Annotated in this window: 16 protein-coding genes and 1 tRNA gene; 13 read left to right on the top strand and 4 right to left on the bottom strand. The window is 56.0% G+C overall.

What is annotated here, in order from left to right:
- The first annotated feature begins 96 nt into the window (after positions 1 to 96).
- Positions 97 to 2061 carry a ligand-gated channel protein gene (locus KF947_RS05250; protein WP_227405661.1) on the top strand — a complete coding sequence of 655 codons (1965 nt, stop codon included), beginning with the start codon at positions 97 to 99 and terminating at the stop codon, positions 2059 to 2061.
- A gap of 156 nt (positions 2062 to 2217) precedes the next feature.
- Here the strand turns inward: KF947_RS05250 and KF947_RS05245 are convergent, their stop codons facing one another.
- Positions 2218 to 4350, bottom strand: a complete 2133-nt coding sequence (locus KF947_RS05245) for a TonB-dependent receptor domain-containing protein (RefSeq protein ID WP_227405660.1) — start codon at positions 4348 to 4350, stop codon at positions 2218 to 2220.
- Between the two features lie 245 nt (positions 4351 to 4595).
- Between KF947_RS05245 and KF947_RS05240 the strand changes: the two genes are divergently transcribed.
- The 5 genes from KF947_RS05240 (at position 4596) to KF947_RS05220 (ending at position 10436) form a co-directional block, all read left to right on the top strand.
- Positions 4596 to 5552 carry an ABC transporter substrate-binding protein gene (locus KF947_RS05240; protein ID WP_227405659.1) on the top strand — a complete coding sequence of 319 codons (957 nt, stop codon included), beginning with the start codon at positions 4596 to 4598 and terminating at the stop codon, positions 5550 to 5552.
- A 53-nt stretch (positions 5553 to 5605) separates the two neighbouring features.
- Positions 5606 to 6574 carry a FecCD family ABC transporter permease gene (locus KF947_RS05235; protein WP_133730217.1) on the top strand — a complete coding sequence of 323 codons (969 nt, stop codon included), beginning with the start codon at positions 5606 to 5608 and terminating at the stop codon, positions 6572 to 6574.
- 38 nt (positions 6575 to 6612) lie between these two features.
- Positions 6613 to 7710, top strand: coding sequence for a FecCD family ABC transporter permease (locus KF947_RS05230; RefSeq protein WP_413614127.1), 1098 nt, complete (start codon positions 6613 to 6615; stop codon positions 7708 to 7710).
- Positions 7707 to 8522, top strand: coding sequence for an ABC transporter ATP-binding protein (locus KF947_RS05225; RefSeq protein ID WP_133729925.1), 816 nt, complete (start codon positions 7707 to 7709; stop codon positions 8520 to 8522). The genes KF947_RS05230 and KF947_RS05225 overlap by 4 nt, the downstream gene beginning before the upstream one ends.
- A 102-nt stretch (positions 8523 to 8624) precedes the next feature.
- Entirely contained in the window at positions 8625 to 10436 is a 1812-nt protein-coding gene (locus tag KF947_RS05220) for an ABC transporter ATP-binding protein (RefSeq protein WP_413614120.1), read from the top strand.
- 17 nt (positions 10437 to 10453) lie between these two features.
- Here KF947_RS05220 and KF947_RS05215 read toward each other — a convergent pair whose 3' ends face one another.
- Positions 10454 to 11029 (bottom strand): hypothetical protein, encoded by a 576-nt coding sequence (locus KF947_RS05215; RefSeq protein WP_227405656.1) that lies wholly within the window; start codon positions 11027 to 11029, stop codon positions 10454 to 10456.
- Positions 11030 to 11157: 128 nt separating this feature from the next.
- On the opposite strand from KF947_RS05215, the gene KF947_RS05210 reads away from it, so the two are divergent.
- A tRNA-Ile gene (locus tag KF947_RS05210) sits at positions 11158 to 11234 on the top strand.
- Between the two features lie 152 nt (positions 11235 to 11386).
- Here the strand turns inward: KF947_RS05210 and KF947_RS05205 are convergent.
- Both KF947_RS05205 and KF947_RS05200 read right to left on the bottom strand, forming a co-directional pair.
- On the bottom strand, positions 11387 to 12154 hold the full coding sequence (locus KF947_RS05205) for an FRG domain-containing protein (RefSeq protein ID WP_227406276.1): 768 nt from the start codon (positions 12152 to 12154) through the stop codon (positions 11387 to 11389).
- Positions 12155 to 12304: 150 nt separating this feature from the next.
- Positions 12305 to 12457: a hypothetical protein gene (locus KF947_RS05200; protein WP_227405655.1), complete on the bottom strand. Its 153-nt coding sequence runs from the start codon at positions 12455 to 12457 to the stop codon at positions 12305 to 12307.
- Positions 12458 to 13645: 1188 nt separating this feature from the next.
- Between KF947_RS05200 and KF947_RS05195 the strand changes: the two genes are divergently transcribed.
- The 6 genes from KF947_RS05195 to KF947_RS05170 all read left to right on the top strand — a co-directional run bounded on the left by KF947_RS05195 (position 13646) and on the right by KF947_RS05170 (position 24163).
- A complete protein-coding gene (locus KF947_RS05195; RefSeq protein ID WP_227405654.1) occupies positions 13646 to 16069 on the top strand; it encodes a type I restriction-modification system subunit M in 2424 nt (807 codons plus the stop codon).
- Positions 16062 to 17390, top strand: coding sequence for a restriction endonuclease subunit S (locus tag KF947_RS05190; protein ID WP_227405653.1), 1329 nt, complete (start codon positions 16062 to 16064; stop codon positions 17388 to 17390). The genes KF947_RS05195 and KF947_RS05190 overlap by 8 nt, the downstream gene beginning before the upstream one ends.
- A 46-nt stretch (positions 17391 to 17436) precedes the next feature.
- Positions 17437 to 19242, top strand: coding sequence for a DUF262 domain-containing protein (locus KF947_RS05185; protein ID WP_227405652.1), 1806 nt, complete (start codon positions 17437 to 17439; stop codon positions 19240 to 19242).
- Positions 19243 to 19307: 65 nt separating this feature from the next.
- Entirely contained in the window at positions 19308 to 20012 is a 705-nt protein-coding gene (locus KF947_RS05180) for a hypothetical protein (protein WP_227405651.1), read from the top strand.
- A gap of 30 nt (positions 20013 to 20042) precedes the next feature.
- Positions 20043 to 23465 (top strand): type I restriction endonuclease subunit R, encoded by a 3423-nt coding sequence (locus KF947_RS05175; protein WP_227405650.1) that lies wholly within the window; start codon positions 20043 to 20045, stop codon positions 23463 to 23465.
- A complete protein-coding gene (locus KF947_RS05170; protein ID WP_227405649.1) occupies positions 23462 to 24163 on the top strand; it encodes a M48 family metallopeptidase in 702 nt (233 codons plus the stop codon). The genes KF947_RS05175 and KF947_RS05170 overlap by 4 nt, the downstream gene beginning before the upstream one ends.
- The last annotated feature ends 1176 nt before the right edge of the window (positions 24164 to 25339 follow it).

Here is a 25339-nt window from a genome sequence, read left to right as displayed (position 1 = left end):
TGTGCAAAGAGTGTGTAAAAATATTAATGCTAATAATTCGCATTTAATGTGACGAATTCTCACACATATTGTTAACACACTATGAAGGACGAAGTTATGTCTCCCTGTTTGCGCCGTACGCTGCTGGCCAGCGCCATCTCTTCGCTTGCTAGTAGCGCTCTATGGGCACAAGATGCGCCCCGCTTAGACGATATGGTGGTAACCGCTTCAGGTTTTGAACAGCAGATTACCAATGCCCCCGCGTCTATCAGCGTGGTTTCCCGGGAAGAGTTGGAACAAGGCCACTATCAGAGTGTTACCGATGCGCTGCGCGATGTGCCCGGTGTGATTGTCACCGGCGGCGGGAGAGGGGATAACGGCCAGGATATCTCCATTCGTGGTATGCCTTCCCAGTACACCCTGATATTGGTCGATGGTCGCCCGCAGAATTCCCGTGAGTCCCGCCCCAATGGTAGCGCCGGGTTTGAGCAAGACTGGCTGCCGCCGCTACAGGCTATCGAGCGCATTGAAGTAGTGCGTGGGCCAATGTCGACGCTTTACGGCTCCGATGCCATCGGCGGGGTCATTAACGTGATTACCCGCAAGGTTGCGCAGGAGTGGCACGGTAATGTGCAACTCGACACCGTACTTCAGGAAAACAGCGACTCCGGCGATAGCCGCCAAGCCAACTTTTACCTGAGCGGCCCGCTGGTAGGGGATCGTTTAGGACTTCAGCTCTATGGCCGTGCCTCGCAGCGCGATGAAGACAATATCCTCAACGGCTATGAAGATAAAAGCCTGCAAAGTCTTACTGCACGGCTGAGTTTTGCGGCGACTGATAACCATGACTTCACTTTTGAGGCGGGTATTACCGAGCAGGAGCGCGAATCACTGATGGGCAACTCGGCGCCATCCGAGGGCTGTCGCGGCGGCTGCTCCGATAGTTTTAATGAGTTCACCCACCAGCATGTCGCTGTGACCCACAGTGGTCGCTTCGATTGGGGTACCAGCGAAACCTACCTGCAACGTGAGCGCAGCGAAAATAAATCGCGGGATATTGAAATCACCAACACTACCGCCAAAACCAGCGCTGTTATTCCGCTAGGCATGCATATGTTGACGCTAGGCGCTAACTACGAGGAAGAGTCGCTTGAAGATAGTACAACGAACAGACTGCCTGACTCTGATCGTAGTGAGATTGAGAATAGCCAATGGGCAATTTTTGTTGAAGATGAATGGATGCTTACCGATTCCTGGGCATTGACCGGCGGTTTACGTGTTGATGATGACGACAACTACGGTAGTCATTTAAGTCCACGTCTTTATAGCGTGTGGAATATGACGCCTGACTGGACGTTGAAAGGCGGCGTTTCAACCGGTTATCGGGCGCCTAACCTGCGCGAGATCACCCCTGACTGGGGGCAGGTCAGTCGCGGTGGCAATATTTACGGTAATCCTGACCTTGAGCCAGAGACCTCGCTCAATAAAGAGCTAGCCCTGCTTTACGCCAACGAAAGTGGATTAAGCGGCAGCGTCACGCTGTTCCATAACGACTTTGACGATAAAATTACCCGAATAGCTTGCCCCATCGATATCTGTACGGATGGCGCTAACCAGTTTGGCAGCGACCCGACTTATCGCGTTAACGTTGATGAAGCGGTGACTCAAGGCGTAGAGGCGAGTGTGGCTGCGCCGTTAACCGATACCGTTGAGCTAACGGCTAGCTACACCTATACCGATAGCGAGCAAAAAAGCGGTGAGTATGCCGGCGAGCCGTTAACACAGCTGCCTAAGCACCAGGTATCCGCCTCGTTAGATTGGCAAGTCTCTGCCAAGTTGAGTCAATGGACAAAAGTCACTTACCGCGGCGAAGAGAGCCAACCGACTACCGGCCCTTCGAGCAGTTCCATTGTGGCTCCTTCCTACACCTTTGTAGATGCAGGTATTGGCTACCAGCTAAATGAATCGACGCAACTGAACGCGGGTATCTACAACCTGTTCGACGAAGCGATTGACTACGATGAGTACGGCTATGTGGAAGATGGCCGCCGGGTTTGGTTAGGACTCAACGTAGCTTTCTAAACGCTAGGTTCCCGTTATAAACGCAGTACAGCAGCGGCTATCCAGCGATGGCCGCTTTTTTTGGCTGTTAGGAAATGTGAGGGAGGTAAACAAAAAAAGCCCCAGCGCATGGCCGGGGCAGAAGTCAGCATTGAAACAGTAGCGAGCTGAAACCGATTAGAACTCGTAGCGGGCGGACAGCCACAGTCGGCGGCCTTCTTCGCTGTTGGCGTATACATTGCCAAAGCGGGTGCCATCGCCGTAGGCGCGGTAGTCGACAAAGTCTTTGTCAAACAGGTTATAGATCGTCGCGCTCAGATTAAGATGATCGGTGAACGCGTAATTCCCGCCTAAGTGAAATAGTGAATAGGCTTTAAAGTCGCCCAGGTCATCAAAAGAAGGTGCGCCGCGAACGCTTTCGCGGTTACGGTAGCGTTCGCTGCGGTACTCAGCGGAGAGCCAGGTGTCCAGCTTTGCCGTTGCCTGCCAGCGCAGGGTGGCGTTGATGGCGTGTTCGGGGGTATCCGTCAGCGGCTCACCCTCGTTATCGCCACTCTTCTGTTCGCTATCGGTATAGGTGTAGTTAGCGTTAACGCGCCAATCGGGGGCGAACTGGTAGCTGGTAGAGAACTCAACCCCTTGGGTGATCGCTTCATCGATGTTGATATCCTGGCTATACAGGCCGTCAGGAATCAGCGGATCGTTTTCTACCAGGATATCGCTGCCGCTGGCAATCTTGTCGTCAAACTGGTTGTGGAACAGCGTAGCGCTGGCGGTAAAGCCTTGCTGGTTATCGTAATGGGCGCCGATCTCGCTACTAGTGCTGGTTTCCGGTTCAAGATCCGGGTTACCAATGGTCAGCACGGTGCCTTGGCCGGTGACGCCGTTGATGCCATCGTGCAAGTCATTAAGCGTGGGCGTTTTATAGCCGCGGCTCACGCCACCTTTTAATGTCCAGTTGGGCGTCGTGTTCCACACCAAATAGCCGCGCGGGCTGAACTGGCTGCCAAAGGCGTCGTGGTGATCATAACGGCCGCCTAGGGTCAGGGCTAAATCGTCCCGCAGCATCCACTCATCTTCAGCAAACAGCGACCAGGTGGTTTGGGCAAAGGTCTCACCGGCCAAGCCGTCGTCAAGCTCCGCATCCCACCACTGCAGGCCCAGCGTGGTCATGTGATTACCCAGCGGCATGATGAATTTGCTGTCGAGCACAGTATTGGTGGTTTCCAGCTCCCGCGGCGCACCGCCGACAATGCTGGGAAAGCCTTCGTAAGCGACGCCCACATCACCAGGAATCGTGCGCCCTTTGGTTTCGGTGGTATTGCGCATCAGGCTGGATTCCAACGTACCCGAGGCAAAACGTCCGGTGTGGCCAATGGCAATTTGCTCGCGCTCAAAACGGAGTTCATCCGAATAGCCGGTGGCGCTGCCAGGGTCGGGCGCGCAGCTGCGGGTGCGTCCATCCAGGGTGCCTAGCTGGCACTCGTCGTTGTTATAGCGCTGACGATTGACTTCACCATCCAGCCACAGGTCATGGCTATCAGAGGGCGTCCAGGTTAGCTTGCCGCCGATGTTGTAGGTATCGCCTTCCACCGGGCTGGGGCCGCGCTGGCTAACCTCGATAGGGTTGCCGTCACCGTCGGTGTAGGTGAGTTCAGAAGCATCGCGCTCATAAACCCGCCCGCGCAGTTGAAGGCCAAGGGTATCTTCTACCAAAGGGCCACTGGTATACAGGTTGATCTCGCGACGATCGCCAAAATCGCGATCTTCGTTAAAGGTGTTTTCGACCCCGATAGAGCCAGTCCACTCGCGGCCAATCCGGCGGGTAATAATGTTGATTACCCCGCCCATGGCGTCAGAGCCATACAGTGTCGACATCGGCCCACGGATAACTTCAATACGCTCAATGCTGGAAATGGGCGGAAAGAAACTGGTGGACGTTTCGCCAAAGCCGTTGGGCGTCACGCTACCGGCAGTATTCTGGCGGCGGCCGTCAATCAGGATCAGCGTGTAGTCGCTGGGCATGCCACGGATACTAATGTTGCTACCACCGGTTTTGCCCACTGAGCCGCCGACATCCACTCCCTCAACGTTGCGCAGGGCATCGGCAATACTGGTAACCCGTTGGCGCGAAAGCTCCTCGCGGGCGATCACCGAAATGCTGGCGGGGGCATCGACCATCGCCTGTTCAAACCCGCTGGCCGAAACAACGATATTGTCCAGCTGTTGCTCTTCTTGAGCGGTGGCTGTGCCTGCTGAAACAGCAAGCGTGACGGCGCTAGCCAGAACAGAGCGAGTAAAGCGTGGCATGTCATTCCCTCTTGGTTACGATAATTATTAGCCAATGATATTAATTATCAAATAAAGGCGGGAGTCTAAAAAGAAAAGTTCCCAAACGCGAGGGAATGATTGAGGAACGTTGCGTTGCGCATACTGAAACAGTGAAAGGGTGGAGGAGTTGCAGGAAACGGAACACGCCATTCGATGGAATAGTAGTGCAAGCGCTTTTGAGAATCGTTATTATTAATGCCAAGGCAACATATTGAGAGAAACTTATGCTGGTTAAAACGACATCAATGGCCGCCATCCTCGCCAAGAGCGGGCGTTTAGGTATGGTCGGTATATTGCTAAGTATTTTTGTGGCTGGCACTGCGCAAGCGCGCACGCTGGAAACCGCCTTTGGCGACGTAGACGTTGAGGGAACCCCAGAGCGCGTCGTAACACTCTACGAAGGCGCTTTGGACGCTGCCGTAGCGGCAGGCGTAAACCCGCTAGGAGCCGTGACGACGCGTGGTGGCGACAACGTGGCAAGCTACATTGAAGCGCATCTTGGTGAACACCCGCCGGCGATTATGGGCGTGGTGCGCGAGATCAATATCGAGGCCGTGCTGGCGCAGCAGCCGGATCTGATTTTGGCCCCCGCCCAGCTCTCTGATGAGCAGTATCAACTGCTGTCACGTATTGCGCCTACGGTGGTGCCACCCACTCAGCCACTTGCGCCGGATAACTGGAAAGCAGAAGCCCGCCTTTATGGCGAAGCGCTTAATCGCCAGGCCGCCATTGCAGAAGCGATTGAGGCCGTTGAACAGCGCGCCGCCGAGGTCGCTAAGGCAGTGGAAGAGGCCGGGGTTGGTGGTAGCGCCTTCTTGGTGCGTTGGATGCCCGGTGGCCCCATGGTGATGTCGGAAAACCTTTTTTCTGCAGGTTTGTTAGCCCAAGCAGGGCTGGATGTTCAGGACGCTGGCCTAGTGGGCGAGCGCGGCGTGCATAGCGATGTGCTCAGCCTGGAAAACCTTTCCCAAGTGGACGGCGATTGGCTGTTCCTGGCAACGCTCAACGAAGATGGTCAAGCGGCGGTGGACGCAGCCATGCAAAGCAGCGCCTTTAAGCGCCTAAACGTAGTACAGCAAGACCACGTAGTGCCGGTGGATGGCCAGCTATGGACAAGCGCCAATGGCCCGTTGGCCGCCCAGGCGATTCTTGACGATATAGAGGCAGCGCTGTTGCCGTGACGGTTCCACGTTTTGCAACGCCTAACGTTAGGCGTGCTACTCCCCGTACGCTAATGCTGCTATTACTCACCGCCCTTATGGCGGTGAGTCTCGTTAGTTTATTAATCGGCGCAGGTAGCATTGGCCCGGGTCGGGCTCTGGCGCTACTGAGCGGTGTTCAGGACAGCGAAGCGCAGTTTATCGTTTGGGAGCTGCGCGCACCGCGCACCTTAATTGGTATTGTCGTGGGTATGGCGCTAGGTGTCGCTGGCGCCCTGTTGCAAGCGGTGGCACGCAACCCGTTGGCTGAACCAGGGCTTTTAGGGGTTAGTGCGGGGGCGGCGTTTGCCGTGGCGCTGGCCTTAGTGCTGGGTGCCAGCGCCGCCACGTTACGCATTTCAGTCGCGCAGTTAGGTGCGCTGGTGGGCTGTGTGTGTGTGTTGAGCGTGGCGCGCTTTCGCGGTGTGGGTAACGATCCTATCCGGCTCGTGCTTGCTGGGGCTGCGTTCTCTGGCCTGCTGGCGTCTTTAACCTCATTGATACTGCTTTACGACCAGCGTGCCGCTGATGAAATTCGCTTTTGGGTGATTGGCAGCTTGGCAGGCCGCCGCTTGGATGACCTACTTGCCGTGCTGCCCAGCATGCTGGTCGCGTCAGTGATGGTTGCGCTGCTTGCTCGGCCGTTAGCCGCCCTGGCGCTAGGCGAACGAGTGGCCTCTGGTTTGGGGCATCACCCCAACCTCATTCGTTGGTTGGTCATCGCCTGCGTGGCGCTGTTGGTGGGTGCTGCCACCGCCATCGCCGGGCCCATCGCCTTTGTTGGGTTGGTGGTGCCGTTTGTGGCACGGGCCTTTGCCGGGCCTGATATTCGTCGCACGCTATGGTTTTGCCTGCCCATCGGGCCGCTGATCGTCCTCGCGGCCGATATCATCTCTCGGGTGGTGGTCGCTCCATCGGAACTACCGTTGGGCGTACTCACGGCGCTGTGCGGCGCACCCGTACTGATAGCGGTCGTACGTGCGCGCCGCCTACCGATGCTATGAATTCGCTCATGAAAACCACGCCGATAAAAAGCTCGTCTATGCCTTTCTCTTCGGAAGACCAGTTCCGCGCGGACGGCAATAACAACGTACCGCCACCGCAAGGTTACTGGCGATTCGCTTGGCGAAGCGGGAACGGTACGAACAGCCTGTTGTTTGAGCAGCGTGCGGTAGCCGTTAACCTGGGTCTGTTCAGCGCACTACTGCTCGCCAGCGTTATTTACCTAAGCTTGGGCAGCGTTAAGGTCGCCCCTATGGCAGTGCTGCAGGCGCTGTTTGGCAATGCAGATATGATGGCGAGCTTTGTAGTGCAGGAGCTACGCTTGCCGCGTTTGGCCGCCGCCGCTAGTACCGGGGCGGCCTTCGCGTTAGCAGGCATTCTGATGCAAACCCTGGCCCGCAATCGCTTGGCGACGCCGGGTATTATCGGCATTGATAATGGCGCGACAACGTTTGCAGTGGCCTCCATCGTAGGCCTTGGCGTTTCCATCGCGCCGCCTGCCATGGCGTTAGCCGGGGCAACCACCGCAGCGGTACTCACCTTCGGGCTCGCCGCGGGTAACGGCACCCAGGGGTATCGCTTTATCGTGGCGGGGATTGGCGTGGGCGCGGTGTTTGGCGCGATAACGCAATTGATGCTGGCACGAGTCGCCATTGATACCGCCAATGCTGCTTACCCATGGACAGTGGGTTCGCTCAATGCCCGCCCCAGCGGCGCACTGCAATTACTCATGCTCGGGTTGACGTTAGGGCTGGCCACTGCCATGGCGTTAGCCCGTTCGCTAACGCTACTGCGTTTCAAGGATGCCACCGCTAGCGGGCTAGGCGTGAACGTTAAGCGGCGCCGGTTGGAAGTGCTGCTGCTGTCCGTCGCGTTGACTGGCTTGGCGGTCGCCGTTGCCGGGCCGGTAGGCATGGTGGGGCTGATTGGCCCGGAGATTGCCCGGTCAATGTCGAGCTCTCGTAGCGTGCCTGTTTTGGCGGCAACGTTAGCGGGGGCGTTGGTCATGGTGCTCGCCGACCTGGCTGGGCGTACGCTGCTGGCGCCGATCGAGATTCCGGTGGGTATCGTTACCGCCGTGGTCGGCGGGCCCTGGTTACTTTGGATATTAATGCGTCCGCAACGGAGCTTCACATGAGCCAATCTCCAACATCTACCATGCCTTCTCTTGCCACGCAGTCGCTCGGCATGAGTTATGGCACCCGGCAGGTGATCGATGGCTTGGATATCACCCTGCCCAGCGGCCAAGTGACTGCCATTGTGGGCCCTAACGGCTGCGGAAAATCGACGTTGTTGGCCGGGCTTGCTCGTTTACACAAACCCGATAGCGGTGCCGTGTTACTAGATGGCGCCGATATTCAGCGCCTGCCCACGCGTCAGTTGGCCACTCAACTGGCGCTACTGCCCCAGGAGGCCGTCGCACCGGAGGGGCTCACTGTGACTGAGCTGATTCGCTTTGGCCGCCAGCCCCACCAAGGCTGGCTGCGCCAGTGGTCAGCAGAAGACCAGCGCGTGGTGCAGCACGCGCTAGCGGCGGCAGGGCTTGAGCAACTCGCTGACAGACCGATTGATGCGCTTTCCGGCGGCCAGCGGCAGCGCGCTTGGATCGCCATGACCATCGCCCAACAAACCCCGCTGCTGTTGCTGGATGAACCCACCTCAGCGCTGGATCTGGGCCACCAGATAGAAGTGTTCGAGCTGGTGAAACATCTTGCCCACCACGGCCGTACCGTGGTGATGGTGCTGCACGATCTTGCCAGCGCCTGCCGCTACGCTGACCATCTCATCGCCATGCGCGAAGGTCAGATTATCGCGGCTGGGGCTCCGGCTACGGTGGTTACGCCTGACCTGGTGCGAACGCTCTATCAAGTGGAGTGCACGTTGCTCACCGACCCAGATACCGGCAGCCCGTTGCTGGCCAATGTTCGCCGCTCCCCGGCACCTGCTTAGCTTGCCAGGCAGTAACGCGTTGAGCCTTCGCTGTGAATTCATTACGCTAGCGCCTCTATAACAACTCCTTTCAGCCTATCACTTACTGAGTAAGGAATGCTTGTGTCCTCTCCTGCACACAGTTTTCAAGCGTTGCTGCGGCTACTGCGCTACGCCAAAGGCTATCGTCGGCGCATCATTGCCGCCACCGCCTGTTCGATTATCAATAAGCTGTTTGATATTGCTCCAGAGATTCTGATTGGTGTCGCCATTGATGTGGTGGTCAACCAGGAGCAGAGTTTTGTGGCCAGCCTCGGCTTCGAGACGCCTCAACAGCAGATCACCATGCTGGCGGTGCTGACGTTTGTTATCTGGGCGGGGGAGTCGCTATTTGAGTACCTGTTTCAAATCCTATGGCGCAACTTAGCCCAACGTTTACAGGCGGATATGCGCCAGGATACCTATGAGCACGCCCAGCGGCTGGATATGGCGTTCTTTGAATCAAGAAGCTCCGGCCAGCTCGTGGCCACCATGAACGACGACGTTAATCAGCTCGAGCGCTTTCTGGACGGTGGCGCCAACGCAATGGTTCAGGTAGTGGTGACGGTGGTGGTGATTGGCGCGGTATTCTTTGTGCTTTCGCCGCTGATTGCGCTGCTGGCGTTTACACCGATTCCGCTGATCATTTGGGGCGCGTTCTTCTTCCAGCGTAAAGCTGGGCCGCTCTACAGCGACGTGCGTGAAAAGGTGGGCGATTTAGCCAGCCGTTTATCCAACAACCTAAGCGGTATCGCGACGATTAAAAGCTTTACCAGTGAAGACCGCGAAGCTGAACGCCTGCGCCAGGCCAGCGAAGCCTACGTAGACGCCAACAGAAGGGCGATCAAGGTTAGCTCCGCGTTTATTCCTGTGATCCGCATGGCGATTTTGGCGGGCTTTCTGGCCACCTTTACTGTGGGCGGCATGATGGCGCTCAACGGCTCGCTGAATGTGGGTGCGTACGGTGTGTTGGTATTCCTGACGCAGCGGCTGCTCTGGCCGCTCACTGGCCTGGCCCAGGTGATCGACCTGTTCGAACGCGCCATGGCCAGCACGCGGCGGATTCTCGATCTACTTGAAGTGCCGATTACCGTTAAAGACGATAGCACCACTCCGCTCGTTCAGCCGGTGCGCGGCGAAGTGACCATCGACAATGTGAGCTTTCGCTACGCCACCAGTGGCGTTGGCGTGGAAAACATTCATTTACACGCACCTGCAGGCAACACTCTGGCATTAGTAGGCGCGACCGGCTCGGGCAAATCGACCCTGATCAAGCTACTGCTGCGCTTTTACGACCCGGAAAACGGCCGAGTACTCATCGATGGCCAGCCGATTACCGACGTCAGCATGAACTCACTACGCCAGTCGATTGGCCTGGTCAGCCAGGATGTTTACCTGTTTGAAGGTAGCATTCGCGACAATATCGCTTATGGCAAGCCCGATGCCGACGAAGCTGAAATTATCGACGCTGCAAAAACCGCCGAGGCGTGGAGCTTTATCGAAACGCTGCCCCAAGGGTTGGATACGCCGGTAGGGGAGCGGGGCGTGCGGCTTTCCGGCGGTCAACGCCAGCGACTTTCTTTAGCGCGGGCGCTACTTAAAGACCCGCCTATTTTGGTACTGGATGAAGCCACAAGCGCAGTGGACAACGAAACCGAAGCGGCCATTCAGCGCTCGCTTAAGCGCATCGCCCATGGCCGCACGGTGATTATGATTGCTCATCGGCTTTCGACCATTGTGCATGCCGATGAGATCGTGGTGATTGAGAAAGGCCAAGTGGCCGAGCGCGGCACCCATTCCAGCCTATTGGCAGCTAACGGCCACTACGCCGCCCAGTGGCGGGTGCAAACAGGCGAAGCTCAGGCGGGGGATGTGGAAGCACTCAGTAACCTTTAACGACGACCGATTAACTATTACCTATTAACCAGGAGCGCATTGAGGGTGACGGGCACATGCTCGTCAATCTCCTGGTAGCCCAGTAACGACATCACGGTGCGCACCGTGGTGTTGGCCATCAGCGCTCGGCCATCCATCGCCATGGGCTCCGCGTGTGTCACGCGTATCTCATTCAGGCCTTCGCGGGTAAACCGCAGCGGCACGGATTCCTGTTGGTTTACCATGTCTGATTGAACGCTAAAGGTCAGCGTCTCCACCAGGGATTCGCCAATATCCAAACCGTCCAACCGCTCTGGCGGCATTTGCGCCTCTAGCGTCACCAAGGTGGTGTTGGCCAGCAAACCTATCCACGGCGGCAGCTCACCAAAGCGTTCCAGCACATCCGTTTGGCTGAGTTTTAACGGCAAGCGCAGGGTGCCATCGCTGGAGATATCACCCTGCAGATCTCGTACTTGATGGTGATGAGTTTGCGGTGCTTCGCCGTTCAACTGAGTAATCGACGCCTGCACCCGCGACTGGCTAGGATCAAGCTGCCAGTCAGCGTGCACGGGCAGCGCCAACAATAAGGGGAATAGAGCAATCAATGCTTTCACAGCGCGTCTCCGCATATAAGAACTACTCACCAGACTGCCCAATCCACATAAAGTGCCGCAATGACATCAAGATAGCGCAAAGGGGCTAGCCTCACCCGGCCACATTCGCTATGATATGCACGCTTTTCGGGCCTATAGCTCAGTTGGTTAGAGCAGGGGACTCATAATCCCTTGGTCGTAGGTTCAAGTCCTACTGGGCCCACCATTAAAATCAATTAGTTAATCTAATTTTGCTACTTTACTACGTAGCCTTTCTTGGGTTTGGAAGCACATAGGAAGCACTGTGTGAAATTGCTTCCCGAAAGTCTAGTAGCGTTGCTGTAAGCGTGCACTGCATTTGGCAAAGATTATGGGACACTATTCAGGGTTCCTTGGGAGATTGGCGTAAGCAAAGTCATTAACTTCACGAGCAGCCCCCTCATAGCCTGGAAATAACACCGAACCCTTCACGCCAAGATCATCGCACAGTCGCAATAACTCGCCTGCCTCCTCTATAGGTAGCGTGACCTTTATTAGGCCTGGAAAGTCCCTATTTCGGCGTTTATAGACATCCTGCTCATGCTCTAATGCAAGAGATTCGAAGCGCTCCCCAAGCCCAACATTGATACCTGAAACCGTGAAAACGCCTGCATGTGCAGCAAGGTTTGCGCTTGTCCCCCCAGGCATTTCTATTAGAGCTATATTCTCCCAGTCCTCGTGTCCAAAAACTCTGAGAGCCCAAATAGCCAAATGGCTACTTTTAGTTTCACTCCTCAAGGCTCCAGAAGCAGCAAAGTAAGCAGCTACGTAGGAGCGGCGAGTCCAGTCAAGCAGGCAGGTAGGCACCCCGTGATGTTGCGCTGTTGCCAAAACTGGGAAAACTGGCTCTGGGGGCCACTCGGATGGCCTCCTGATATAGTGATCAGGGTTTGCAAGGAGTCTGCGCAACTCAATAGAGTCACCAGTGACTTGAATGCCCGCTCCATCGCAAGCTTCTAGGAACGCGATAAGTACTTGTACCTCAAAGAAGACCTGCCCATCACCTTTAATATCTCCATAGCGCCCTAGTCGGGCTGAAAAAGCTCTTAGTGCGGTATGCAGCAGGTGCCAATGAATAGTCTGCACATGGCTGCCCTCGGAATACATATTCTCCACGTGGCCAGCGATCCTTATTCAAAGGCGAAAGGTAATCTATTAGCTCCCTTGCGTCTTCAAAGTCTTCTTGGTGATACATAAAATAGCCATGCCTTATTAGAGGTACATTCAAAGCAAACCCGCTGGTTCGGGCTCTACATCTCAGCTGAAGATCAGCACCTCTTTGGCGTCTGAACCTTTGCCGCCGCCGACGGTGTAGAGTATGCCGGTGGTTTCGATGTGGTAGTCCGCGAAGATCCGGCGGATGTCTGGGTGGTCGTTGAGGCTGATGATGCCCTTGAGTTTGGCTAGCATGCTCGCCATTTCCTCGTACTGTTCTATGCCAAAGGGTATCCCATATCCTCAGTCTGCCAGTAGAGCGGACTCATTTAGAACACTGCGTACGAACATGTATGCCCTAGTCCAACTATGGGCACACCAAAGCGGCACCCCACGTTGTGGAAGCAGTTCGTAAGGAACTAATTAGGGCTAGTCGGATGGTCGCGAGGCTTTCTACTACTAGCTACTGCTTGTACTGACTATTTCTGACTTAGTATTTGCCAGGGGGAGCTGTGGTTAGGACTGTTTGCCGAGCCTAAGACAGTCAAAATCTGGAGTAATGTAGCCCAATAGGTCGGGCAGCTTGTTGTAGCAGAATAATATTTTGATTTATCTATCAAAATATTAAAGGGCGTCATCAGACTCAGCAAGAGCCTTTATGACAGCGAATTGCGCCTCCCTTCCACACTTCATATTCCATCAAAGCTACTCGCAGCGCCATGTGGAAAGGTGGTCTGGCCCAAGCTGTCGAGTAGTTCCTGTGTGTATAGCGGTTTTCTTCAAAGACTCACAATGTTCTGCCGCGAGCCTGAAGGCAATTTTGTTTCCCCATGTGCTATGAGCTACGGAAACAGACATGTTGTTTTTCGATATGATTTCAGCGCGTTGGAGCATGTTTGGCTCATCATTATAGTTCGAAGCGCAAGCTGTTAATAACAATACAAATGAGGATGTGAAAAAAAGACGCATATACTCCCCTAAGATTTAATTAATTTTAACTAGGCATAATGTATGCCTATTCCAGTTATAACCCAAGCGATAAGCAGGTAAATTTTGAAATTTACCCTCCAGAAAGAATGCTGTTTCCCTCAACAATGCCTAACTGACTGGGGTCAAGCCGACCAGAAAATGCTTTCACGCACATTAGCCTTTTTGGTAATAAATTAGTGTGTCACTACTCATTATTGCTCGTCTGATACTTACTATTGCTTACCGTTGTAGATCCAATGACCCTTGTAGATTGCCTGGTTACTCAGTCTGAACGAGGCTTATGGTCAGTTAGCCAAAATTCCTCCCATAGTCGATGCCGGCAAAGGTAGGGTGCTTTCGGCCACGCTCACTTGAATTCGTCATAGCTTTCCCTCCTCAAGTTTGGTGAGATAGGCACCATTCACCAAGGTCTTATCAGATGACCAGCACTTATATCTCAGGGAAACGCAGTACATGATCCTCACCCTCAACCAGCTGGAACGGCACCTGTTCAAGGCGGCTGACATTCTGCGCGGACGCATGGATGCCTCGGAATTCAAGGAGTATATCTTCGGTATGCTCTTTCTAAAGCGCTGTTCTGATGTTTTTGAGCAGCGCCAAGAGGAGGTGCGTAGCCAGCTTAAACAGGCCGGGAAGAGCGACATCGACATCGCCCATGTCATCGAAATGCCAAGCTGGTACAAGGCTACTTTTTACGTGCCGGAGCAGGCACGTTGGTCCTATTTGTTAAAGGAAGCCCACCAGGGCGTTGGCAATGCGCTTAACAAGGCGCTCGCTGGCTTGGAGGAGCATAACCCCAGTCTTGCTGGTGTGCTGGAGCATATCGACTTCACTCGTAAGGTTGGCTCCACCACCCTGCCGGATAGAAAACTCCGCGACCTGATTTTTCATTTCAGCGAGTACCGCCTGCGCAACGAGGATTTCGAGTTTCCTGATCTCTTGGGCGCTGCCTATGAGTATCTGATCCGTGATTTCGCCGACTCCGCCGGCAAGAAGGGCGGCGAGTTTTACACCCCGCGCCCGGTGGTCCGCATGATGGTGAGGCTGATGGCCCCCCAGGAGGGCCACAGCGTTTACGATCCCTGCATGGGCTCGGGCGGTATGCTGATCCTGTCCAAGGAGTACCTGGAAGAGCAGGGGGGTGAGCCACGCAGGCTCAATCTATTCGGCCAGGAAACTTCCGGCTCGGTATGGGCCATCGCCAAGATGAACATGCTGCTACACGGGGTCAGTTCCGCCGACTTGCGCAACGACGACACCCTCACCGACCCGCAGCACGTCGAGGGCGGCGAGCTTGTGCGCTTTGACCGCATCCTTACTAATCCGCCTTTCTCCATTGGCTACACATCGAGCCAACAGTTCCAAGAGCGTTTCCACTACGGCAGCGTGCCAGAGGGAGCCAAAAAGGCTGACCTGATGTTCTTGCAGCACATGATTGCCTGCCTGAAATCCGACGGCCGCTTGGCCACCGTTATGCCCCACGGCGTGCTGTTCCGTGGCGGTGATGAGAAGCGCATCCGCGCCGGCATGCTCGAGGACGACCTGATCGAGGCGGTGATCGGCCTGGCGCCCAACCTCTTCTACGGCACCGGCATCCCGGCCAGCATCCTGGTGCTACGCGCCAAGGGAGCTAAGCCCGAGGAGCGAAAGGGCCAAGTGCTGTTCATCAACGCCGACCGCGAATACTACGAAGGCCGCGCCCAGAACTACCTGTTACCAGAGCACATCGAGAAGATCGCCAGCACTTATGAGTCCTTCGCCAACGAGCCTGGCTTCTCCCGGGTGGTGCCGCTCTCGGAGCTGCGCGACAACGACTACAACCTCAACATCCGCCGCTACGCCGACAACACTCCGCCGCAGGAGCCCCAGGACGTGCGTGCCCACCTCAAGGGCGGCGTGCCAGTGAAAGAGATCAATAACAAGCGACCGCTGTTAGACGCTCAGGGCCTAGACCCCATGGGGCTCTTTGAATCGAGGATGAACGATTCCGACTATGTAGACTTCGCTGAGCGGCTCGTGGAGAAGCGCGACCTCAAACTTGCTATCGAGGCAGACGCTAGCCTTACTGAGAAGGAAGCTAGCGTGATGGCTGCCTTCGAGGCCTGGTGGGCTGAGCACGGCATTAGCATCACTTCACTAACCGGTAACGGTGGACGCCTTACCCATTTGCGAGACGAACTGCTGAGCAGCTTCACCGCAGCCTTAGAGCCCACCGCCATGCTCGACCGCTTCGCGGTGCGCGGCATCATTGCCGGCTTTTGGTTTGACAATAAGAACGAATTCCGCACCCTTCAGGCCCGCGGATGCATGGGCGTGGTGGATGCCTGGCGCACCAGTATCAACAGCCTGCTGGAGGACGAGCAGAGCAAGACCAACCCCCTCGACCACCGCCTGGTCCATTTCCTTCTCGAGGAATACGTGGCCGAGCTCGAGGAGCTCGCTGCCCGCAAGGCGGAGCTGGACGCCAGCATCAAGGCCGCCGAGGCCAAGCCGGAGGGCGATGACGGCGACGAGGCTGATGCCGATAGCGGCGAGGATGACGACGCCCCGACGCCGGAGCAGATCAAGGCCTGGAAGAGCCAGCGTACCCAGGTACGCAAGGCCCACAAGGCCAAGGTCGCCAGCTTCGAGACTCGCCTCAACGCCGCCGTGGACACCCTGGACGAGCCCGACGCTGCAGCGCTGGTCGGCACCATCCTGCACAACGACCTAAAGGGCATCCTCGAGCGCTATATCCGCCAACAGCGCCAGCAGGTGATCGCCGCACTCGAGACTTGGTGGGACAAGTATCGGGTGACGCTGACCGATATCGAGGCCGAGCGGGATGCCGCCGCAAAGGAGCTGCAGCAGTATCTAGAGGGACTGGGTTATGTGTGATGTTTATCAAAAGCTACCGACAGGATGGTATTCTCCGAGGCTTGCGGAACTAGGCAACATTTTTACAGGCACTACCCCGCCAACGAGCGATCAATCTAACTACGGCGGAGACTTGCCCTTTGTAGGCCCTTCGGATTTAGGAGGAAAAAGGTGGGTTGAAAGTTGTTCAGATAAGCTCACGAAAAAAGGCGAACTATTATCAAGGGCCGCAGAAAAGAATGCCGTGTTTGTTTCTTGTATTGGCATATTGGGTAAAGCTGGGCAGACCAAAGAAAAAACCGCTTTCAACCAGCAAATCAATGCTATACAGCCTGACGAAAAAAAAATTGATCCTAGCTTTATTTATTATGCCTGCACTCGCCTAAAGCCCAAGCTAAATACCCTAGCGGGTCTACAAGTAGTTCCAATTGTAAACAAAAGCTTATTTAGTAGTCTTGAGATTCTAGCTCCAAAGAAGCTGAGCGAACAACGCCTCATCGCCCGCATCCTCGACACTCTCGACACTCATATCCAGAAAGCCGAGGCGTTGATCGCTAAGCTGGAGAAGGTCAAGGAGGGCCTGCTCCACGACCTGCTGACCCGCGGCATCGACGAGAATGGCAAGCTCCGTCCCGGTCCTGAGCAGGCGCCGGAGCTCTACAAGGAGTCGCCGCTAGGGTTGATTCCGAGGGAGTGGCAAGCTCGGCCTTTATCGACTGCAGTGAAGGAGGTGATTCCTGGCGCTGCAATTAAATCCGGAGAATTTTCAGACACAGGAAAGCCGGTTATTGCCAAGTCTGATGTGACTGGAAGCAAGTTGATAGATATCGTAAATAGAGAGCAATTTGTTTCACTTCAGGCTGCGAGCCTCTATAGCCGCTCCATGGTTGATGAGGGTGCAGTGGTTGTCAGCTTGCGAGACCTAGTTCCCTCCGGCCCAACGGTCGGTATGGGGTCAATTTTTTATGGCAAGGGTGTTTATATACTGGCCCAAGGAACTTACGGGCTGTACTTAAAAGAAGAATTAATGACACGAGAATTCTTTTCCGAGATAACTAGGCGTTCATGGTTTAGATCCCAAGCAAGGGGCATCACTGTAGGAAGCACTCAAGTGCATGCCAGATCAAGCGAGTATGTGAGGATAATAATTCCCATCCCGGCTCTGCATGAGCAGATCGCCATCAACGAAAGAATTCGCTCCTTAGACGAGAATATTTCAGCTGAAAAAAGGGCTCTCTCGGAAGCCAGTGACTTAAAAAAAGGCCTAATGGACGATCTCCTTACCGGCCGCGTCCGCGTCACTCCGCTGCTCGAACAGGCCCAGGCCACTACCCCGGCATAGACCGGGGCTTCCATAGCATCAGGATCACATCGCACAGGGAACCGCCATGACCACCTTCGACAGCACCAAGCGCTCGCTGCCCGAGCTACTCAAGGACATCACCACCGGCAAGATCCAGCTCCCTGACTTCCAGCGCGGCTGGGTGTGGGACGACGACCACGTCAAAAGCCTGCTGGTGAGCATCGCCCGCTCCTTCCCAGTGGGTGCAGTGATGCTGATGGAAACCGGCGGTGAGGTGCGCTTCGAGACGCGTCCGGTGGAAGGTATTGATCCAGACAGCGTCACCAAGGACCCGGATCAGTTGATCCTAGACGGCCAGCAGCGCCTCACCAGCCTGACACAGGCGGTGGGCCTGCCCACCCCGGTGGATACCCGCACCGCCAAGGGCAAGGACATCAAGCGCCATTACTACTTCGACATCCGTATCGCCTTGGAAGGGGAGGATCGGCTGGAAGATGCCATCGTCGCGGTTGACGAGACCCGCCAGAAGCGTAGCGATTTCGGTCGTAAGGTGGATCTGGATCTCTCCACCCGCCAGCTAGAATGCGAGCAGCTCTACTTTCCTTGTGACAAATTACTATCGCCCAATGATTGGGCTAGCGACCTTTTCAAGTTCAATCAGGAACAGATAGGAGTTTATTTTGAGTTCCAGGAAAAGGTTCTCAGTGCCTTTTCTTCCTATCAGCTACCGGTTATCGAACTTAAAAAGGAAACATCCAAGGAGGCAGTCTGCCTGGTGTTTGAGAAGGTCAATACCGGTGGAGTGCAGCTGTCGGTATTCGAGCTGATTACCGCCAGCTACGCAGCGGAAGGCTATAACCTACGCGATGACTGGTTCGGTTCTGATATCCGCAAGGTTCTCTCGCGCAAAGCCCGCTTCGAAGAACACGAGCTGCTTAGGGACGTCCAAAGCACCGACCTGCTCCAAGCTATTACCCTGCTGCATACCCGAGAGCGCAAGGTACAAGACCTGAAGAATGGCAAAACGGGCAAGCAGGTGCGCCCGGTTAGCGCCAAGCGTGCTGCAGTGTTGGACCTGCCTTTAACGTCTTATCAGGACTGGGCTGATGACGTTGAGAAGGGCTTTATCGAAGCATCTTATTTCTTGCTCAGCGAATGCTTCTATAGCCGCCGCGAGTTGCCCTATGCCACCCAGTTGGTGCCCCTAGCAGCGGTGATGACCCTGCTAGGTAATCGCTGGCGCGAGCCGCGCATCTACCAGAAGCTATCTCGTTGGTACTGGAGCGGTGTTTTAGGTGAGCTCTACGGCGGCGCTGTAGAAACCCGAATCGCCCTGGACTTAGAAGAGCTGATGAATTGGTTTACGGACGATGCAGTTATGCCGCGCACTGTGATTGACGCCTCTTTCGATCCCTCACGACTAGAAACCTTGCGTAGCCGTCTCAGTGCCGCCTACAAGGGTATTAATATACTAATTTTGCGCGAGGGTGCCGTGGACTTCTTCTGGAGGGGTGATATTCAGGAGTTGGACAATCAGGGCGTGGAGTTGGATATCCACCATATCTTTCCTCGTGCCTGGTGTGAGGCGAAAAAAATCACACCGCGCGTCTACGACGCCATTATTAACAAGACGCCGATTTCCTATAAAGCCAACCGTATGATTGGTGGCGATGCACCCTCCAAATACCTGGATCGCCTACAAAGCCATGAGCAGGTTCAACTTGGCGATGAGGCCATGAACGCCATTCTCAAAGGGCACCGTATTCCTACCGAAGCCCTGCGCGCTGATGACTTCGACGCCTTCTACCAGCAGCGCAAACGTCTGCTACTAGAGATCATCGAGAAGGCCATGGGCAAGAAATCTTTGGTGGGCTCTGATGATGGGCAGTAGTCGAGTTAGGCTGTGATAGTTACAGAGCAGTGTTGTAAAAAAACACTATTAACGAGGGTCGAACGGTGTCGGAAATAAAAGAAAAGTCAGGAAGCTTTATCGTTTCTTTCTGGTCTAGCATTTTTCAACTGCTTAAATATATTGCACTATTTCCTTGGGTAATGAAGCTTTGGCAAAAACTTTTGGATGTCTTCAATGTTAATCAAAAGCGCCGCCGGGACCTGTCGTTTCTGCTAGTAGATACCTGGACACTGGGGCATTTGCTGCTGGCATTGCTGGGGCTTTGGCTTCTGAATTCTGAGAGTTCGGCTTTGGTATCAGCTGGCAAATGGATAGCCACGTATGGGTTACTTAGAACATTTGAATTGGTAGTTTATCAAGTTAATGTACTTCTCTTTGATGAATATCGAGCAAAAAAGTTAGGTCGAGATTATCAGATGCGCGGCTACCGACGAATGGTGATTCTTCTGGTCCACAACTATTTCGAGACCGTCGTATGGTTTGCGTGCGCTCACTTTCTATTGATGCACTGGGGCTGGATGGAGTTGTCAGCAAATGGACTTTTGGGAAGCCTAAGAGAAGCCTTAACCCTCATGGTTGCTTTCTCTTTTAATGGTGGAAGTGCACTGAATCAGATGGGTCAGCTAATACTATTGTTTCAGGCGGCTGTTGGAATTTTGATGACCCTGGTGATGTTGGCTCGCTTTATTTCCATACTGCCCACACCAGATACCATGGACGAGTTAGAGCAGGATAAACGACGCTCTTAGCAGCCCGATAATCTAATAATAGGTTTCATCATGACAGGCCCAGAGTATAAGGACGTCGAGAAGCCCTTCATTGACCAGCTCATTGGTCAGGGCTGGCAGTTCCTGGCCGGCTCGGTGGACGATCCCGCTGTAACCTACCGTGATAGCTTCGCCCAGATGGTAATGGAGCCGCTGCTGCGCGAGCGACTCCGCGGCATCAACCTGCGTGACGGTGAGCCCTGGCTCGATGACAGCCGCCTCGACCAAGCGGTGTCCGCGATTACCCGCCTGCCAGCCAGCAAGGTGATGGAGGCCAACAAGCTGGCCACCGAGCTGCTGTTGGGTGGCTTGTCCGTGGAGGGGCTGGAGGGCTGGGATGGCGGTCGTGGTCAGACCCTGCGCTACATCGACTGGGCAACGCCAGCCAACAATCTCTTCACCGTGGTCAACCAGTTCAAAGTGAAGTGCCCACCGGGCCATGATTCGGGCAAGGGTCATGTGATTCCGGACTTGGTGCTGTTCGTCAATGGCCTCCCGCTGGTGGTGGTGGAGTGCAAGAGCCGCACCGTGCCGGAAGGCATCAGCCAGGCGGTGGACCAGCTGCGCCGCTACCATGACCAGCGCCATCTGGACGTCGAGGTGCAGGAACACGAAGGGGCACCGGCGCTGTTCGCTACCAGCCAGTTCCTGGTGGCCAGCAATTTCGATGAGGCCCGGGCGGGCACCATCGGCGCCGACTTCGCCCACTACCTGAGCTGGAAGACCGTGGCACCGCAACGCGAGGCGGAGGTGGCCATCGACTTGGGCGTGGCCGACCTCTCCGCGCAGCAACGCCTGGTGGCCGGCATGCTCAACCGTGACAATCTGCTGGATATCGTGCGCCACTACACCCTGTTCATGAACCTGGGCGGTCAGGAAATCAAACTGGTGTGCCGCTACCCCCAGTTCCGCGGCGTGACCCGCGCCATAGAGCGGCTGAAGAGCGGCAAGACCCGTCGCGAGGATGGCGAGTCCGACCGGCGTGGCGGCATCGTCTGGCACACCCAGGGCAGCGGCAAGAGTCTTTCCATGGTGTTCTTGGTACGCAAGCTGCGCAGCGACCCTAGCTTGCGGCGTTTCAAGGTGGTGGTGATCACCGACCGCAAGGATCTGCAGTCTCAGCTCTCTGCTACCGCCGAGCTGACCGGTGAGAGCGTAGAGAAGGCGAGCAACACCGCAACCCTCAAGAAGCTGCTGGCACGGGACGGCCCCGGCCTGGTGTTCGGGACAGTTCAGAAATACCGTGACCAGACGCTGCCCGGTGCCGACACCAACGACGACGCCGAAGAAGAAGCCGAGGCCGGCAACGACTACGAGGGTGACCACCACGGACTGGATGACGGTCGGCGCGATGCGGCTGAACCGGGCCGTGCCGGCACCACCCCGCGCAAGCCCACCCTGAGTGAGCCCTTCGAGGTACTCAACGAAAGCGAGGACATCCTGATCCTGGTGGACGAGGCTCACCGCACCCAGGCTGGCGACCTGCACGCCAACATGATGCGTGCGCTGCCCAACGCCGCACGCATCGGCTTCACCGGCACGCCCATCATCATGGGCGACAAGAAGCGCACCCATGATATCTTCGGCGAGTACATCGACCGCTACACCATCAAGGAGGCGGAGCAAGACGGCGCTACAGTACCAATCCTCTACGAGGGGCGCACCGCCAAGGGCGCCATTAAGGACGGTGCCAGCCTTGATGGCCTGTTCGAGGATCTGTTTCGCGAGCACACCAAGGACGAACTGGAGGCCATCAAGAAGAAGTACGCCACCAAGGGACAGATCTTCGAGGCGCCCAAGCTGATCCAAGAGAAGGCCCAGGACATCCTACGCCACTACGTAACGCATATCCTGCCCAACGGCTACAAGGCCCAGCTGGTGGCCTATAGCCGTCGGGCTGCCCTGCGCTATTACGAGGCTCTCGAGCAGGCTAAGGCCGAGCTGCTGGAAGACGCCATGGCGCTGACACCCGAGGACAAGGCACTGGACGACACACAGCTGCTGATCCGCCCGCCACGGGTCAAGGCGGCGATCCAGGCCTGGCGCTATCGTGAGATCCTGCGTCAGCTGGAGTTCGCTGTGGTGTTCAGCAGCGGCAACAACGACGATTCTGCCTGGGCGAAGTGGAGCGACCGCGCCGCGGTCGAGCGTCACATCAAGCGTTTCAAGAAACCCTTGCCGCCGCTTTCCAGCGAGGCGGCCAAGAATCGACAGAACCCGAATCGACAGGAACAGGACCCGCAAAAGTACGACCCGCTGGCATTCCTAATCGTCAAGAGTATGCTGCTGACCGGCTTCGACGCGCCTATCGAGGGGGTGATGTACCTAGACCGCTCGATTCGCGAAGCGGAGCTGCTGCAGGCCATCGCCCGGGTTAACCGCACCGGCCACGGCAAGACTCACGGCATCGTGGTGGACTACTTCGGAGTAGCCAACCATCTCAAGGAGGCCTTGGCCGCCTACAGCGATGAGGACATCGACGGCGCACTGATGAGCCTCAAGGACGAGATCCCGCTGCTGCGTGACCGTCACCTGCGCGTCATCGACGTGCTGCGCGGCCAGGGCGTGGACAGCCTGGACGATACTGAAGAAGCGGTACAAGCGCTGGCGGACGAGCGGTTGCGCGCCGAGTTCGTGGTCAAGCTCAAGGAATTCAATCGCACCCTGGATGATGTGCTGCCACGCCCCGAGGGGCTGGAGTTCGTCAACGACGCCAAGCAGCTCGCCTATCTCCACGCCCTGGCGCGTAATCGCTACAAGGATACTCCGGAGCTCGGCCGCGACATCGGCAAAAAGGTGCGCAAGCTCATTGATGACTATGTGATTTCATTGGGCATCGACCCGCGGATTCCCCCCGTGCAGCTCACCGACGCCGAGTTCGATGCGCACATCGGCCGCCAGGTCGGTGATCGCGCCAAGGCCTCTGAGATGGAGCACGCCATCCGCTCCCATGTGCGCAAGCACCTGGACGAGGACCCGGTGAAGTACGGCCGGCTGAGCGAGCGACTGGCCGACCTGCTTCAGCAGCTCGATGGCCAGTGGGACGAGCAGGTGAAGGCCCTGCGGGGGCTGATTCAGCAGTTGCGCGACGGGGCACGGGTAGAAGGGGAAGACGTTCCCGACATGCCGGCCCACGCCGAGCCCTTCTGGCGCGAGCTGATGGTGAGCGCTGGCTTCGAGGTGAACCAGATGGACGACGGCACCGCTCGCCAGCTGCTGGCGACTACAGAGGAACTGGTAATGCTGATCCAGGAGGAAATCTCGATCCCCGACTTCTGGAAACCCTCGCACATTCCGGACCAGGAGCGCCTCAAGCAGCACCTGTTCACGCGGTTGATGATGGGTGGTCTGGTGCCGACGAGTGAGGTTGAGGCCGTCGCCGAGCGGCTCTTTGACCTGGCGCGAAGTAACCAGGCGAAGTTGGTGGATGCATGACACGGCTGGACGTGGGCGACCTCATCTTTGAGGTGCGCGAGAGCCGCCGGCGCAAGACGCTGGAGATCACGGTAGACCGTGAAGGGGAGTTGATTATCGCGGCACCCAGCGATACCGATGAGCAGTTGCTACGCGATTTCGTGGTCGAGAAGCGATACTGGATCTACCAGAAGCTGGCGCAGAAGGCCGAGAGCCGCCGCCAGCTACCGCGCAAGGAGTACGTCAACGGCGAAGGGTTTCTCTATCTGGGGCGCAGCTATCGGCTCAAGCGAGTTCCCAAAGACGCCCAAGACGTGCCGCTCAAGCTCGCCGCCGGCCGCTTCCAGCTGCGCGAGGATGCACTGGTTGATGCCCGCGAGCACTTCATCCGCTGGTACACACTCCGCGCAACCGACTGGCTGGTTGGAAAAGTGAAGGAGCACGCCCGGCGCATGCAGGTCGAGCCCGCCGGGGTGAAGGTGCAAGATCTCGGTTATCGCTGGGGCTCCTGCGGCAAGGGCTGCCGGGTCTATTTTCACTGGAAGACTATCTTGCTGCCGCGCCATATCGCCGAGTACATCGTCGTCCATGAGTTGATCCACCTGCACGAACCCCACCACACCCCGGCTTTCTGGCGCCGCTTGGAGCGTACCATGCCGGACTATGAGCAGCGCAAGAGCTGGCTCGCCCGGCATGGCATCGAGGTGGAGGGAATTTAAAAACAATTAACTTTGTTAGTTCATCCGAATAAGCTTCATTCAAGTTTGAAAACTGGCAATTGAATGAAATAGGCAGGTCTGCAAGATTACGGCGCTTCTAATACAACAGAATGTGTTGATGACTCTGTTGAGATTGGGTAATGGGCGTAGATAGGGTGGCAATGTAGGAGTGGTGTAAAAACAACACCTCTAGCTTTAAAAAACTGTGGTCACAGGTGCCATAAACGATACCTCTTCACCTAAAAAACTGCCCCAATGGTGTATAAACGATACCTCTGAACTTCCACAGGTGTCATTTATACACCTGTGGAAATTTTACACATAGCACTGATTTTCCCATTCATTTGTGGGCCCAAGGTAGTTCCACGGCATCCAGGTGAGGCGCCAAGTCCGCGTCTTTGATTGTGCTCGTGAGCAGAACAGACTTTCGTCCACCATGACAATGAATCCTGCTTCCTGTAGTTCCTTGAAGGCGCGCATAGCTATTTTGCGCGAGCAGGGGATTGTTTGCTCTGCCTCGCGGACACCGAATCCTATAGCCCTGTCTGGCCTCCAATGGGAATGCAGTTGATGCAGCAATGCCTTTGCTTGAGGAGATATCTTCTTATAAGCATCGGACTTTAACAGGCGTCTCTGGATCGTAACAACGCCTCCCCTGCTATCGAAGGGCAGGCTATTTTTTCTCTTGGCCATGCCGTCTAAATTCCTATAAAGGGACAGGCTGGCCGGTGGCGCTTACACGCTCTACAATGACCATGCACTGACCAAATGACAGAAAGCTTTAGCCCTGCCCAAGCGGGGCTTTTTCTTGCGAATCGTTAGTGGCTTCCACGTTGTGCAGATACTCGCGAATCTTGGCTTTGTCATCCGATGTAGCATGGTAGCGGCATATCTACTTTTGATGCCATCGCTGGTCACGAACGGTACGTATTCACATGGCACTTCCAGCTTCACTTTCTCTCTTAGTACGCCGATGTAATGGGGCGAGTTGCTGGATGGTGCTAGTTTGTCGCATTCTTCACGTGTGCGCGGGGCGCTCAGCAATGCCAGCATCAGTCGGAAAGCGCGCGGGCAAACCGTATGTTTAGTCATGGGCAGCCCCTTTCTTGATGTGCAAGGTGAACAGCCAGCACGCTAGGCGCTTGCAGGCGGTTTCGAGGCTAAAGATGTGGAATT

It is taken from the genome of Halomonas sp. FeN2 (genome assembly GCF_020595105.1).
GTDB classification, from domain to species: domain Bacteria; phylum Pseudomonadota; class Gammaproteobacteria; order Pseudomonadales; family Halomonadaceae; genus Vreelandella; species Vreelandella neptunia.
Note: the sequence above shows the minus strand (reverse complement) of the source record. Positions and strands in the feature narration are given on the sequence as shown.